The following is a 13,870-nucleotide window of genomic DNA, read 5'->3' as shown; positions in this document are numbered from 1 at the left end:
GCCCTTTGGGAACATCATGGGGATTAAAGCTGTTCGCCGTTGCTGGCGATCACGCGGCGGTACCAGTCGAAGCTCTTTTTGCGCGAGCGCTCAAGGGTGCCGGTGCCATCGTCGTGTTTGTCGACGTAGATAAAGCCGTAGCGCTTGCCGTATTCACCGGTAGTGAAGGAAACGCAGTCGATGCAGCCCCATGGGGTGTAACCGATCAGATCCACGCCGTCTTCGATCACCGCTTTTTTCATCTGTTCGATATGCGCACTCAGGTAGTCGATACGGTAGTCATCGTTGATTTGACCGTCGGCCTCGACCTTATCGAACGCGCCAAAGCCGTTCTCAACGATAAACAGCGGCTTCTGGTAACGCTCGTACAGCACGTTCAGCGAATAACGCAGACCAACCGGGTCAATCTGCCAGCCCCAGTCGGAGGCTTTAACGTGTGGGTTTGGCACGTTGCCGGGGAAGCCGAACATCGGGTCACTGCTGCTCACCGCATCGGCCTGCAGGGCGTTACTCATGTAGTAGCTGAAACCGATGTAATCCGCGCAGCCTTCACGCAGGGTTTGCTCGTCCTGTGGCTGCATTTCGATCTGCAAGCCCTTGCGTTGCCAGTCGCGCAGCAGGTACGACGGATAGTAACCGCGCACCTGGACGTCGGTGTAGAGATAACGCTGGTGCATGGCTTCAACGCTGTACATCACGTCATCCGGCTTACAGGAGAACGGGTAGAAGGGCACGCAGGCCAGCATGCAGCCGATTTTGAACTCCGGGTTAATCTGGTGACCCAGTTTCACCACCTGGGCGCTGGCAACGAACTGATGATGCAGCACCTGATACAGCGTCTGTTCCGGGTTCTGTTCTTCGCTGTACACCACGCCGGAGCAGCAGTAGCCGAACAGTGGATACTGGTAGTTGCTCTGGTTGTTGATCTCGTTAAAGGTCATCCAGTATTTAACTTTATGCTGATAGCGGCGCAGCACCACTTCGCTGAAACGCACGAAGAAATCGACCACCTGACGGTTTTTCCAGCCGCCATACTCTTTCACCAGGTGATAGGGCATTTCGAAGTGCGACAGGGTGATCACCGGCTGGATATTGTATTTCAGCAGTTCATCGAACAGATCGTCATAGAATTGCAGACCGGCTTCGTTTGGTTCCAGCTCATCACCTTTAGGGAAGATGCGCGTCCAGGCGATCGAGGTGCGGAAGCATTTGAAGCCCATCTCGGCGAACAGCGCGATATCCTGTTTGTAGCGGCCGTAGAAATCCACGGCTTCATGGTTAGGGTAGCGATAGCCTTCCAGTACGCCGTCGGTCATTACGCGATCCACGCCGTGTGCGCCGCCTGACAGCACGTCAGCAATGCTTGGGCCTTTGCCGCCCTGATCCCAACCGCCTTCAACCTGGTGCGCGGCGACCGCGCCACCCCACAGAAAATCTTTCGGTAACTGTTGCTGTTTCATCGTTGGTTTCTCATTCGCTTATTAATGAAAGGTAATGAGAGGATATTAGCAAGCTGGAAGTGAATGTCACGATATAACAAAATACCGATTTGGTAATTTGTCACATTAAAAAAACAGGCTGTTTTATTTACTGGCGTTAATATGGCCCAGCCGCTTGCCGATAGTTTCAATAATGTAAATAACCGGGATCTGGGTGGTGATGTTATGTTGCCCGGCAATCAACTGCGGGGGAACGTGGTAGGAGAGGTTGAAGTCCGCCATACGCGCCAATGAGGAGGTTTCGTTGTTGGTGATGCTGACGATTTTGCAGTGGTGCAGGCTGAACTGGCTGGCGAGGCGCAGGATCTCTTCGGTCTCACCGGAGACGGAAAGCATAATTGCTACCGCGCTTTTATACATGTCGCTATTGATCGGATAATAAGGGTCATCAATATGGGTGCTGAATTTCCCCACGTTGGAAAAGAAACGCGCACCATATTTCCCCAATGCCCCTGAGGTACTTACCCCGACAAAAATAATGCGTTCGGCGGCGGCAATATGCTGCACCGCCTGGTCAATCAGCTGATTAAATTCGTCGTTATTGATGCTTTTAAAGAAGTTGATGATTTCGCTGGTGCCAAAATCTACCGGTGGCGCTTCAGTTTGCTCAAGATGCAGTTTAAAGCGGATACGGAATTCGGAATAACCTTCGCAACCCATTTTCTTGCAAAAACGCAGCACGGTAGTGGTGGACACCCCGGCGGCCTCGGCCAGTTCGCGGATGGTCATATACATCACCGGGTTGTTGTTTTTGATGACGTAGTTATAAACCATCAACTCCAGAGAATTGAGTTCGGCAATTGCTTTATGGGTAAACATAGACCTATCCGGCGAGTAACAACAGACCTTAATCAGCGGGCTAACATAGCAAATTTTGCCGTAGCCCGCTCGTGGTTTTCGTTGTTATTCAGGCGCGTTTGGCCTTCTCCAGCAGCACGTCATGCGCTGGTTCGCTGCCGGTCAGATCGCATTCCTTCGGCAAGCGCCAGGCGATGATACCGGCGATGATCAGCGAGACCGCCAATGCGCAAACCGCGACGTTCTGACCGTACAGGTAGATCATTACGCCGACCAGATAGGGGCCACAGAAACCGCCCAGATTGCCGAGGCCGTTAATCACGCCGCGTGCGCCACCTGCCACTTCCGCCGAGGCGATACGCCCTGGCATCGACCAGAATGGGCTGGTCGCCGCCTTCAGGAAGAAGCCACAAACCACCAATGCGATATAGGCCGCCACCACGTTATGGCGCAACACCACCGAGGCCAACAGTGCGGCGGCAAAGCAGAACAGGGAAACCATCACCCACAGCCGACGCTTGCCGGTTTTGTCGGTCAGCACCGATATCAGGTAAATCCCCAGCAGGGTCGCCACGAACGGCAAGATCGCCAGGAAGCCGACCGAGGCCATATTGCCGCCGGTGAGGTTTTTCAGAATGGTCGGCAGCCACAGGGTGTAGCCATAGTCACCGGTCTGGTAGAAGAAGTTCAGCAGTACCAGTTTCATCAGCCCCTTATTGCGGAACACGTCCTTCAACGGTGCGTTGCTGACCGGCTGGGTTCTGCTGCGAGCCTGACGCTCGCGTGTCAGTTCTGTTATCAGATATTCGCGCTCGCGGGCCGGCAGCCAGCGCGCCTCCTGCGGACGATCGCTGATCAACAGCCACCAAACGGCCAACACCACCAGTGACAGCAAACCTTCGAGGATAAACAGCCAGCGCCAGTCGAGCTGGTTAATGATGGCACCCGAAATGGGGGCGGTAAGCATGCCACCCAGCGGGGCGAACATCATGACGAAGGCATTGGCGCGGCCCAGTTCTTTTTCCGGGAACCAATTGCTGATCATGGTCAGCACCACCGGCAACATGCCACCTTCGGAAATGCCTAATACAAAACGTAACACCAGCAGTTGGTAGTGGTTGGTGACAAAGCCGGTGGCCACCGAAACCACCGCCCAGGCACAGAGTGACCAGGCGATAAAGCGTTTGCCGCTGCCGTTAACCGCGATGCGGCCGCCGGGAACCTGCAAAAACAGATAACCGATAAAGAAGATGCCGCTGGCCAAACCCGCCATCTGGCTGGTAATGCCCAAATCACTTTCCATACCACCGGGCAAGGCAAAACTGATATTAACCCGGTCCATAAAGGAAATAATGCAGGCGATCAGGATCGGGGCAATGACCCGCAGCCAGCGGGTGTTGGGTATTTTATTATCCATGGCGATCTCTCTTTACAGGACGCAGGGAGAACCTCCAGAACGGGAGGTTCTGTTATTCGGCAAGAATAAAATCGAACTAAAGCGGATTAATTATTCAATGGCGTGGGGCAGCGGCGCCTGGTTGAAAAAGGCTTCAACGTTGGTGAAGACGATATCGCTCATTTTTTGCCGGGTTTCCTGAGTGGCGCTGGCGATATGCGGTTGCAGCACCACGTTATCCATCGCGATCAGCTCGGCAGGCACCTGCGGCTCCTGGGCGTAAACGTCCAGCCCGGCCCCGGCGATGTCACCGTTTTGCAGCGCGGCAATCAGATCCGCTTGGTTGACGATGCTGCCACGAGCAATGTTGATCACCAGTGCGTGCGACGGCAGCGCGTCAAACACGGCCTTGTCTACCAGACCGGCACTGTCCTTTCCGCCCGAAATGGCAATCACAAAAAAGTCACTTTCCCGCGCCAACGCCAGCAGATCCGGGTAATAGGCATAGGGCAGCGTACTGTCCTGCCGGTGGCTGGCGTATTGGATGCGCATGTTGAAGCCGGCGGCGCGCTGGGCGATGGCACGGCCGATATTACCCATGCCAAAAATCCCCAGACGCTTCCCGCTGACCTGCACCGACAGGCCGGGTGCCTCCTGCAGCCAGCGGCCTTCACGGACAAAACGGTCGTTATGGCAGAGCTGACGAGCGGTGGCCAACAGCAGCCCCAACGCCATATCCGCCACGTCGTCGGTCAACGCGCCGGAGGTGATGGTGACGGCAATGCCACGTTGGCGGGTGTACTCCAGGTCTATCGCGTCGGTGCCCACACCAAATACCGCAATCAGCCCCAACTGCGGTAATTGCTCGAGAACCGGCGTAGTGACGCCGATATCGCCACGGGTAACGATCGCCTGAAAGGCCTCTCCCTTGGCAGCGAGAAACGCCACCGGGTCCGCTTGTTCATACAGCCGGTGCACCACAAAGGCCGCCTCAAGGCGGGCCTGCAGGTTTTCCATCACGGGGGCAATTAGCAGTACTTCATTGGGCGTTGGGGTTGTCATGGTTTCACCTGTTTAAAAAAAGTCGCTTCGATAGAGCTATCAAAGCGGTTTTCCGCAGGCGGTTTTGCGACAGATATCACGCTGAAGGATGTTAAAAAAAGGTGTTACCGGTAATGTGACCGACGGAGTAAAACCGGTAACAGGCAGTCGTAACATGCGGGTCCGGGGGAAATAAACAGGCGCTTTATTTAGCCGTATTTGGCGGAGATCAAACGGTGATTTTTTAGCCTGGGAGGGGGGCTGCCAAGAATATTATGAGTATCTATCGGAAATTTATAATAAATACCCATTTTTCGGTAAAGCAATTCACGCTACATCACCTTAACATTGCTAAGTCTTTTAATGATTATAATTAGCATGCTGTGAATCATTCATCACAGTGATATTACGGAGAAATCCGTTTGGTTAAGGATATATTTCACCATGGAAATTAAAATAAACGGCCGGATGGTCGCACTCGACGACGTTTCGCCCGAGACGCCTTTACTGTACGTATTACGCAATGATCTGGGCCTCAACGGCCCCAAATATGGTTGTGGCCTGGGGGAGTGTGGTGCCTGTACGGTATTGATCGACGGCGTTGCCGCTCGTTCCTGTTCTATCCCACTGAGCGGTGCCATCAATAAATCTGTTACCACGCTGGAAGGCCTCAGCGAAGCGGGGCAACTGCACCCGGTTCAACAGGGCTTTATCGATGAGCAAGCCGCGCAGTGCGGTTATTGCACCAACGGTATGATCATGACGCTGGTTGCGCTGTTTGAGCGCAATCCGCAGGCCGATGAACAACAAATCAAAAATGAACTGGCCTATAACCTGTGTCGCTGCGGCACCCATATTGAGATCTTGCGCGCGGCAGCCAAAGCCCGACAGCTGTTGGCCGAAAGGGGGCAGTCATGAGCCACCTGGAACTCACCCGACGCCGCCTGTTACAGGCAGGGGGATTGGTGATGGTCAGCAGTCTGCTGCCGGTTTCACTCAATGCCCTTGCCGATACGCCTGCCGCCGTGGGTGACCTGCCGCTGGATCGTGTGGACAGCTTTATTGGCCTGACCGCAGACGGTCGGGTTACTGCCTTTAATGGCCATGTGGATCTCGGTACCGGTATTCGTACGGCATTGGCACAGATTGTTGCCGATGAAATCAGCGTGCCCTTTGACCATGTCACGGTCATTCTGGGGGACACCCAGCGCACGCCGGATCAGGGGCCGACCATCGCCAGTGCCACTATTCAGGTAACCTCAATTCCGCTGCGTCAGGCGGCGGCGCAGGTGCGGCAGTTGTTGCTGGGGCTGGCCGCACGCGCCTTCGCGCTACCGGTGGACAGGTTACGGGCCGAGAATGGCCGGGTATTTGCAGCGGACAAACCCCATGTCAGCCTGAGCTATGGCGACCTGGCCAACGGGCAAAACTTGCAGGTTGCGCTGGATAAAACGGTCAAGCTGAAAAGCGTGGCGGACAGCCGCTACGTCGGTAAGGCCGTGCCGCGGGTAGATATCCCGGCCAAGGTCACCGGTCAACTGACCTATGTGCACGATCTGCGGCTGCCGGGCATGTTACACGGCAGAGTGGTACGCCCACCTTATACCGGCGCGGACAGCAGTGCGCCCCTGGGCAGTGGGCTGCTGTCGGTGGACCGAGCTTCTATCTCTCATCTGCCGGGCATCGTGAAACTGGTGGTGATTAACGATTTTATCGGCATCGTTGCCGAGCGTGAAGAGCAGGCGATCGCAGCCATGCGGCAATTGAAGACCGTATGGCGTCCCTGGACCGGGCTGCCGGATCTTTCGGTGCAGGGATTGCAGGCGGCGCTGGCGGCTAACCCGAAAAGCGATCGCGTGCTGCGTGATGATGCGAGCGTCGATGCCGCGCTGGCTTCGCTGCACACCGAGGTCAATGCCGATTACGTCTGGCCTTATCATCAGCATGCCTCCATTGGCCCTTCCTGTGCGGTGGCCGATGTCAGCAGTGAGCACGCAGAAATCTGGTCGGGCACGCAAAACCCTCATGACCTGCGCAAAGACATCGCCCATTTGCTCGATCGACAGCCTGAGCAGGTGCATATCAATCGCATGGAGGCCTCCGGTTGTTATGGCCGCAACTGTGCCGATGACGTGTCGGCAGACGCCGCGCTGCTATCTCAGGCCACTGGCAAACCGGTCAGAGTGCAGTTGATGCGTGAGCAAGAGTCGGGTTGGGAACCCAAGGGCACCGGGCAGTTGATGCGGGTGCGCGGTGGGTTGGATCAACACCGGCAGGTGGCGGCCTACGAGCTGAAAACCAGCTATCCCTCCAATAACGCCGTGACATTGTCACTGGTTTTGACCGGTAAGATGGCCAATCGGGCTGATGTACAGCAGATGGGCGACAGAACTGCCATCCCCCAGTACGAATATCCAAATATGCGGGTGATTTGTCAGGATGCTGCGCCGATCGTGCGGGCTTCGTGGATGCGCGGGGTTTCGGCGTTGCCCAATGTGTTTGCTCACGAATCGTGGATTGATGAACTGGCGTGGCACGCCGGGCAGGATCCGATCGCTTTCCGCCTGCAATATCTGAAAGACCCGCGCGCCGTGGCGTTGATCAACGCATTGAAAAAACAGGCCGGTTGGCAGGATGGCCCGGCGCATCGCAACCCGGCAACGAGCGGACAGGCGTGGGTAAGTGGCCGTGGCTTTGCCTATGCCCGTTACTTCCACAGCAAATTCCCGGGGTTCGGCGCGGCCTGGGCAGCCTGGGTGTGTGACCTCAGCGTTAACCGCCACAGCGGCCAGATCAAACTCGACAAAATCTTCGTGGCCCATGACTGCGGACGCATCATCAACCCGGCCGGGGTTCGTCATCAGGTGCACGGCAATATCCTTCAGTCCGCCAGTCGGGTGCTGAAGGAGTTTGTCACCTTTGATGCGTCAGCGGTGACGTCACTGGACTGGGGGGGCTATCCGATCCTGCGTTTTGATGAATTGCCACAGGTGGATGTGCAACTGCTGGACTACCCGGATGAGCCGTCGATGGGCGCGGGGGAATCGGCCTCGGTGCCGAGTGCAGCAGCAATCGCCAATGCATTATTCGACGCGCTGGGTGTGCGACTGCGAGAAGTGCCATTCACCCCGGAGCAGGTGCTGAAGGCGTTAAAACAGCAGGCTTCCACCAACGCAGAAAGGGATAACTCATAATGGGCAAGTTAAAGAAAGTTGCCGGATGGGGCAGTCTGGCGGTCATCGCCGTGGTGGTCGCCGGTGTGATTGTCAGTTGGCAGCCGGAAATTGCGCCACGCGATGCGAACGAGACCCACGCTTTTAGTCAGCAACAGATCGCCCGTGGCAAAATGCTGGCCGACCTCGGCGATTGTTCGGTCTGCCATACCCGGCCGGGCGGTAAACGCGATACTGGCGGGTTGGCGATGGAGATCCCGTTTGGCACTATCTACACCACCAACATTACGCCGGATAACGAAACCGGCATTGGCAAATGGTCCTATGCTGCCTTTGAACGGGCGATGCGTCATGGGGTGGATCGCGAAGGGCATTATCTCTACCCGGCCTTCCCCTATACCGCCTTTACCCGTACCAGTGACGAAGATTTGCAGGCGTTGTACGCCTATCTGATGTCGCAGCCGGCGGTGAGCTACCAGCCGCCGGTCACCGCGCTGAGTTTTCCGTTTAACATTCGCCAGGGCATAGTGACCTGGAACTGGCTGTTCCTGACGCCGGGCGCGATGAAAAAGGATCCTGAGCAAAGTGCCGAGTGGAACCGGGGGGCCTATCTGACCGAAGGTCTTGGGCATTGCAGCGCCTGTCACTCCCCGCGCAATCTGATGTTTGGCGAAAAAGGCGGCACTGCGCATCTGACCGGCGGCGTGGCGGAAGCCTGGACGGCACCGTCACTCACCGGCAGTTCTTTGGCACCGCTGGACTGGACCCGGCAGGATCTGCTCAGCTTTATGCGCAGCGGGTATTCGGCCAATCACGGTGTCGCGGCGGGGCCGATGGCACCGGTGATCGAAGAGGGGCTTTCACGCCTGCCGGAACAAGACTTGCAGGCCATCGCCACCTATCTTCGCAGCTACCACCCGGCGCAAGCCAAGGTGGCGCAGGCACAGCGGTTGAATGACTGGGCCGAATTAAAGACCGAGCCGTTAACCACCGAAGGGGCACGTATTTTCTCCGGGGCCTGTATGGCTTGCCATGCTCAGGAAAAGGGCGCGCAAATGGCCGGGATCAGGCCTTCGCTGGCGCTGAACACCAACCTGTTTGCCGATACGCCGGACAACGCCATTCGGGTGGTATTGGACGGTATTCAGCAACCGGCCAATATCAATCTGGGTTACATGCCAGCATTCCGTCATAACCTGAATGATGGGCAGATAGCGGCGTTGCTTAACTACCTGCGGCAAAACTATGCGGGGAAAGCACCGTGGCCCGACCTGCAAGAGCAGATCAGTCATATACGCAGTGAGACTGAGGACAGGTAGGGTTTTAAAATTGGTGGGGGCCATTACAGGCCCCCGATTTAGTTAATCACGCACAGCTCATTCCAGTAACTGAAACGGACGCGCTGTTTCAGCCGGTTATTCCACACATAAAGCGTCATCGTTGATTCCTCCGCCGTGTCTGACTCAATAAATAACAGCTATTGTCGGCCAGGGCGAATACGTTAATTTGCTGAGCTTTTGATATTTTCGGGATAACCCTGCCGCAGATGTATCAGTGATCAGGACGATCTTTAAGGCGTTTAGATCCCGTCCGCCGGATGGGGAGTTTTCTTCGCGCGCATCAAGCGCCAGCCAAAGTTCATGCCCGCCGCAGCCAGCAGGATCGCTGCAGCGCCCAGCAGTTGCAGCAGGCTAAGGCGGTGACCGAACACCCTCCAGTCGACAATAATTGCTACCAATGGATAGATGAAGGACAAGGCACCCACCAGGCTGGTAGGGATTTTCTGGATCGCGCTGTACAGCAGTGAGGACATCAACCCGGTATGTACCAGGCCCAGGGTCGCCAGCAACAACCAGGTATTGGCCGTTGACGGCAGAGAGCCAAGACCGGCGAAGGGAGCCAACAGCAGCGCACCAACGGAGAGCTGGATCAACACAATCAGATGCGGCGGCACTCCTTTCAATTGTTTGACGATCGCCGCCGCAACCGCATACATAAAGGCGGCGCCCAGCGCCAGTAATACGCCGGTGAAGTAATGAGAACTGGCGTCGCCGGCATTTTGCTTGCCGGTGATGATCAACAACATGCCGACAAAGGCCAATAACAACCAGCCGAGCTTGGTCGCCGTCAGTTTTTCACCAAAAAACAGCACCCCCAGCCCGACCAACATAAAGGGCTGAACGTGGTAGGTGACCGTAGCCACGGCGATAGAGGCGTAGGAATAGGCAGCGAACAGCAGCGTCCAGTTCAACACCAACGCGATACCACCCAGCACCGCTATTGCGGCCTGTCGTCGGGTCAGCAGGCCTTTTTTCAGCAGACCGAGCAGGGCACAGACCACCAACATTGCCAGCGCACCAAGCGCACAGCGCCAGAAAACTACCGTGGTGGCCGGTTGCCCCAGCATCACTACCGGCCACCCCACGGTGCCGGAAATGACCATGGCGAGAGTCATCTGCATGACGCCACTGGTTTTTACCTTCATATCCCTTCTCCCTGATGGTGCTCAGCACTTGCCGACTGAAGCGGTTACCATTAAAATGAACAACTGAACATTATGATGAACAGCTCGCGAGCGTTCATCAAGTCGAACAAATGGATGGTATGGTGAACAATGAGCGATGACATCTGCAATAACGCCACGCCGATCGGCCTGCTTTCTACCGCCATTCGCCGGGAACGTGAGCGGTTGGGGCTATCGGTCACCGAACTGGCACGACGGGCCGGGATAGCCAAATCGACGCTTTCACAGCTTGAAACCGGTAACGGTAACCCTAGCCTGGAAACGCTGTGGGCATTGGCGATGGCGCTGGATGTACCGGTCAGCCGGTTAATTTCCCAGCCGCGCCAGCACGTTCAGGTGATCCGCGCTAATGAAGGGGTCACTACCGTTTCCGAGCAGGCCAATTACGCCGCCACCTTGTTGGCGACGTGTCCGCCGGGAGCCCAGCGCGATATTTACCGTCTGAGCGTTCAACCGGGCGAAACGCGCATCTCGCGGCCGCATATGCCGGGGACCATTGAGCACGTGATTATCAGCAGTGGCAGGGCGCTAGTGGGACCGAAAGACCAGGCGGTAGAGTTGAGTCCGGGGGATTACATCAGTTACTCCGCCGATCGGGAGCACATTTTCGAAGCCCTGGCAGCGGATACCACGGCGGTGATGCTGATAGAGCAAGGCTAGCTCAATCGTCACGCAGCGAGATTGTTCCCTCTCCTTTGGGAGAGGGACAGTTTCAGGAACATGATGGTTCTGTGTAGAAGGTCATCTTTTCGTAATGGTCGTTAAGCAGACTCACTTCGGCCGTGACGTTAAATCCCAGCGTTTGATACATGCTACCCAGATAGGCTTTGCTCTTGTCGGCCAGCAAGCCTACCTTTTGAAAACCCTGTTTCCTGGCTTCAAGAGTAACCTGTTTAACCAGCCGTTTAGCGATCCCCTTTCCCCGGCACTCCGGCAGCACCGCCAGTGAATCAATGTAGATTTCATCGGGATCAGATTCGTTTTCCATTTCCATTTCAAGCGGACGTTCCGAGATGGGTTGGAAACTGGACTCATCTTCGCCCCGGAAGTAGAGGATGCAGCCAAGAATGCGGCTGTTGCTGCGTGCCACAAAGATATTCTTGTAGCTGAAGTAGATATCCTCACGACCGAAGTTTATTTCATACTGACGCAGAGCATCATCAATATCATTTTTACCGGAAAGGGCCAGTACGGCATCTTTATCTGCCAGGGATATCAGCCTTACAATTTCTGCGGCATCCGTTTTTTTCGCTTTTTCGATAATGATATTTTCCATGAATAGCCTTCCTTTTGAAACGTGGTCTTTGGCGTGTTGAAACTTGCTGTCCCGAATGATACATCGGATCCTGTCAGTGGAACCGGTATTTTATTGAAAACGCTTCTCATTTATACTAGTGTGCCTGCCTGTTGCGACGGTGGTCTGCGCCTGATTAAGGCCACCATTATGGTTAAATAAACCTTCAAGGATTGAAGATGCAAATCGCTATCCCCTCAATACTGGTGCTCGCCGGCCTGACGGCAGCACAACCGGCCATGTTGCTGGCCGCTGACACCCCTACGACGGCTAGCGCGCAGGAAGTGGCCGTGCGCAATGATTTTAGCTTTGTACGCTACCGCGCCGATTATCAAGTGCGGGCCAATGCCAGTAATGTGAAAACCGAAAGCTATGAAGTTCTGCTTAAAACCAAAGCTGCCGTCGAGAAATTTAGCCAAATCCGCCTGAGTTACAGCGAGAAAATGGAAACGCTGGAGGTGGTCTCGGCTTATACGCTGACGGCCGATGGACAGCGCCATGACGTGGCGCCCGATCGTATCTATACCCAGGAAAGTTATTCCAGCGCCTCGGCACCGCTGTATGCCGATCGCAAGGTGCGGGTTATCGTGTTCTCCAACCTGGCTCCGGGATCGCGCGTGGTGTATGAGCTGCGCCGCACGCAAAATACGCCGTATTTCCCGGACTACTTCGGCCTGTGGGAAACCTTTAGCGTATTCGACCAATTTGATGACGCGGAAGTTAACTTGCATGCGCCGGCTGACTTGCCGATGCATGTCTTTACCCGGGGAGTTGAGGGCGGAAATACGCCGCAGGTCCGTGACGGTCAGGCGCATTGGCGCTGGCGTTATCAACGCAGCGACCCGCTGAAGGCACAGAACTGGTCGGCCAACAGTTGGACATTCAGCCCTACCATCATGGCCAGTACCTACCGTGAATGGCCGCAGCTGGCCAAAGCCTACCAATTGAAAGCCGGCGAAGCGGCGAAAGTCACCCCGGCGATCCAAACGCTGGCGGATCAAATCACCAGTGGTATCAGCGATCGCCGTGAGCAGACGGCGGCTCTCTACCGTTGGGTGGCACAGAATATTCGTTACGTTGCCGTGTATTTGGGTAATGGCGGGCTGGAGCCGAATCCGGCGCAGAGCATCCTTGATAACCATTACGGTGACTGCAAGGATCACGTGGTGCTGCTGGAGGCGCTGTTAGCCGCCAAGGGCATTGTCAGTTCACCGGTGCTGATTGGTATGGATGAAGGGCCGGTTCTGCCGACGGTACCGCTGTTGGGCCGTTTTAACCATGCCATTACCTATGTGCCGGAGTTCAAGCTGTATCTGGATTCCACCAATCCCTGGGCCCGTTTTGGTCAACTGCCGGGAGCCGATCTTGGGGCACCGGTGTTGCTCACTCGCGAAGCGAAACTGGCACGTACCCCAGACAATGATGAACTGCGCAATAACACCTCACTCAGCGTGGATTTCGAATTCGATAAATCGGGCAATATGCGCGGACAAACCGAACGTAACTTGGGTGAGGTGGATGAGATCGACCTGAGAGGGTATTTTTCCCAAATCAATCAGCAGAATCAGGCGCGGGTTGAAGAAACCATCATGGCCTCTTCCGGCATTGATGGGCGTGGGAAAATTGTGATGCAAGGCGATCCCCTCAATCTCAAAAAGCAGTTTGGTTACAGCTATCGTTTCAAGGCCGAGGACTATGTCGATTTTAGCGTGGTAGGGGGCATGCCTGTGCCAACACCGCCCGGCGGCAAGTCTTTCAGAACGCTTTATTCAACCACGTCAGCGCCGACCAACGAGACGCCGTTTTACTGCACCGCACAGCACTATGATGAAACCTATCGCCTGCAATTGCCTGCCGGAGTGCCGATTATCGCCATTCCCAAGAACCAGAAATTCAGCAATGCGGCCGGTCAATACCAGGTGGAATGGCAACTCAAGGGGCAGCAGGTGGTCGTCAACCATCGGTTGCAGATGAATGCCATTCGCGGCAAGGATGCGCTCTGCCAGCCACAGGATTATCCGGCATTCCGAGCCCTGTTCCAGCAAGTACGTCGTGGTTTCCGTGGCCAGGTGGTTTACGGCGAATTGTCAAATGCTACGCTGAATAAAGCCGGCGGATAACCCCGAGCATGCCCCGTAATGACGG

11 protein-coding genes are annotated in these 13,870 nt (G+C 55.7%); 5 read left to right on the top strand and 6 right to left on the bottom strand.

Annotated features, from left to right (window positions below):
* Positions 1 to 23: 23 nt before the first annotated feature.
* From NHG65_RS13290 to NHG65_RS13275, 4 genes are all read right to left on the bottom strand, one after another.
* Positions 24 to 1,460, bottom strand: coding sequence for a 6-phospho-beta-glucosidase (locus NHG65_RS13290; protein WP_099063011.1), 1,437 nt, complete (start codon positions 1,458 to 1,460; stop codon positions 24 to 26).
* Between the two features lie 123 nt (positions 1,461 to 1,583).
* Positions 1,584 to 2,318 carry a MurR/RpiR family transcriptional regulator gene (locus tag NHG65_RS13285; protein WP_499182288.1) on the bottom strand — a complete coding sequence of 245 codons (735 nt, stop codon included), beginning with the start codon at positions 2,316 to 2,318 and terminating at the stop codon, positions 1,584 to 1,586.
* 88 nt (positions 2,319 to 2,406) lie between these two features.
* Positions 2,407 to 3,714 (bottom strand): MFS transporter, encoded by a 1,308-nt coding sequence (locus NHG65_RS13280; protein WP_112349876.1) that lies wholly within the window; start codon positions 3,712 to 3,714, stop codon positions 2,407 to 2,409.
* 90 nt (positions 3,715 to 3,804) lie between these two features.
* The gene (locus NHG65_RS13275; RefSeq protein ID WP_413501882.1) at positions 3,805 to 4,755 is read right to left on the bottom strand and encodes a 2-hydroxyacid dehydrogenase; all 951 of its coding nucleotides are present in this window, start codon (positions 4,753 to 4,755) and stop codon (positions 3,805 to 3,807) included.
* A gap of 423 nt (positions 4,756 to 5,178) precedes the next feature.
* Between NHG65_RS13275 and NHG65_RS13270 the strand changes: the two genes are divergently transcribed.
* From NHG65_RS13270 to NHG65_RS13260, 3 genes are read left to right on the top strand one after another with little or no spacing between them, the layout of a single operon-like run.
* On the top strand, positions 5,179 to 5,652 hold the full coding sequence (locus tag NHG65_RS13270) for a (2Fe-2S)-binding protein (RefSeq protein ID WP_099063015.1): 474 nt from the start codon (positions 5,179 to 5,181) through the stop codon (positions 5,650 to 5,652).
* Positions 5,649 to 7,928, top strand: a complete 2,280-nt coding sequence (locus NHG65_RS13265; RefSeq protein WP_499182287.1) for a xanthine dehydrogenase family protein molybdopterin-binding subunit — start codon at positions 5,649 to 5,651, stop codon at positions 7,926 to 7,928. The genes NHG65_RS13270 and NHG65_RS13265 overlap by 4 nt, the downstream gene beginning before the upstream one ends.
* On the top strand, positions 7,928 to 9,226 hold the full coding sequence (locus tag NHG65_RS13260; protein ID WP_499182286.1) for a c-type cytochrome: 1,299 nt from the start codon (positions 7,928 to 7,930) through the stop codon (positions 9,224 to 9,226). Before NHG65_RS13265 ends, NHG65_RS13260 begins: the two co-directional genes overlap by 1 nt.
* Before the next feature lie 260 nt (positions 9,227 to 9,486).
* Here the strand turns inward: NHG65_RS13260 and NHG65_RS13255 are convergent, their stop codons facing one another.
* Positions 9,487 to 10,392: a DMT family transporter gene (locus NHG65_RS13255; protein ID WP_499182285.1), complete on the bottom strand. Its 906-nt coding sequence runs from the start codon at positions 10,390 to 10,392 to the stop codon at positions 9,487 to 9,489.
* Positions 10,393 to 10,521: 129 nt separating this feature from the next.
* On the opposite strand from NHG65_RS13255, the gene NHG65_RS13250 reads away from it, so the two are divergent.
* Complete coding sequence (locus NHG65_RS13250) at positions 10,522 to 11,091, top strand: helix-turn-helix domain-containing protein (protein ID WP_099063019.1); 570 nt, start codon at positions 10,522 to 10,524, stop codon at positions 11,089 to 11,091.
* 52 nt (positions 11,092 to 11,143) lie between these two features.
* On the opposite strand, the gene NHG65_RS13245 is transcribed toward NHG65_RS13250, so the two are convergent.
* The gene (locus NHG65_RS13245; RefSeq protein ID WP_099063020.1) at positions 11,144 to 11,707 is read right to left on the bottom strand and encodes a GNAT family N-acetyltransferase; all 564 of its coding nucleotides are present in this window, start codon (positions 11,705 to 11,707) and stop codon (positions 11,144 to 11,146) included.
* A 197-nt stretch (positions 11,708 to 11,904) separates the two neighbouring features.
* On the opposite strand from NHG65_RS13245, the gene NHG65_RS13240 reads away from it, so the two are divergent.
* On the top strand, positions 11,905 to 13,845 hold the full coding sequence (locus NHG65_RS13240; RefSeq protein WP_499182284.1) for a DUF3857 domain-containing protein: 1,941 nt from the start codon (positions 11,905 to 11,907) through the stop codon (positions 13,843 to 13,845).
* Positions 13,846 to 13,870: the final 25 nt, after the last annotated feature.

Origin of the sequence: Serratia myotis (assembly GCF_027474885.1) — a bacterium.
Lineage (GTDB): Bacteria > Pseudomonadota > Gammaproteobacteria > Enterobacterales > Enterobacteriaceae > Serratia > Serratia proteamaculans.
This window is presented reverse-complemented; position numbering and strand designations above follow the sequence as displayed.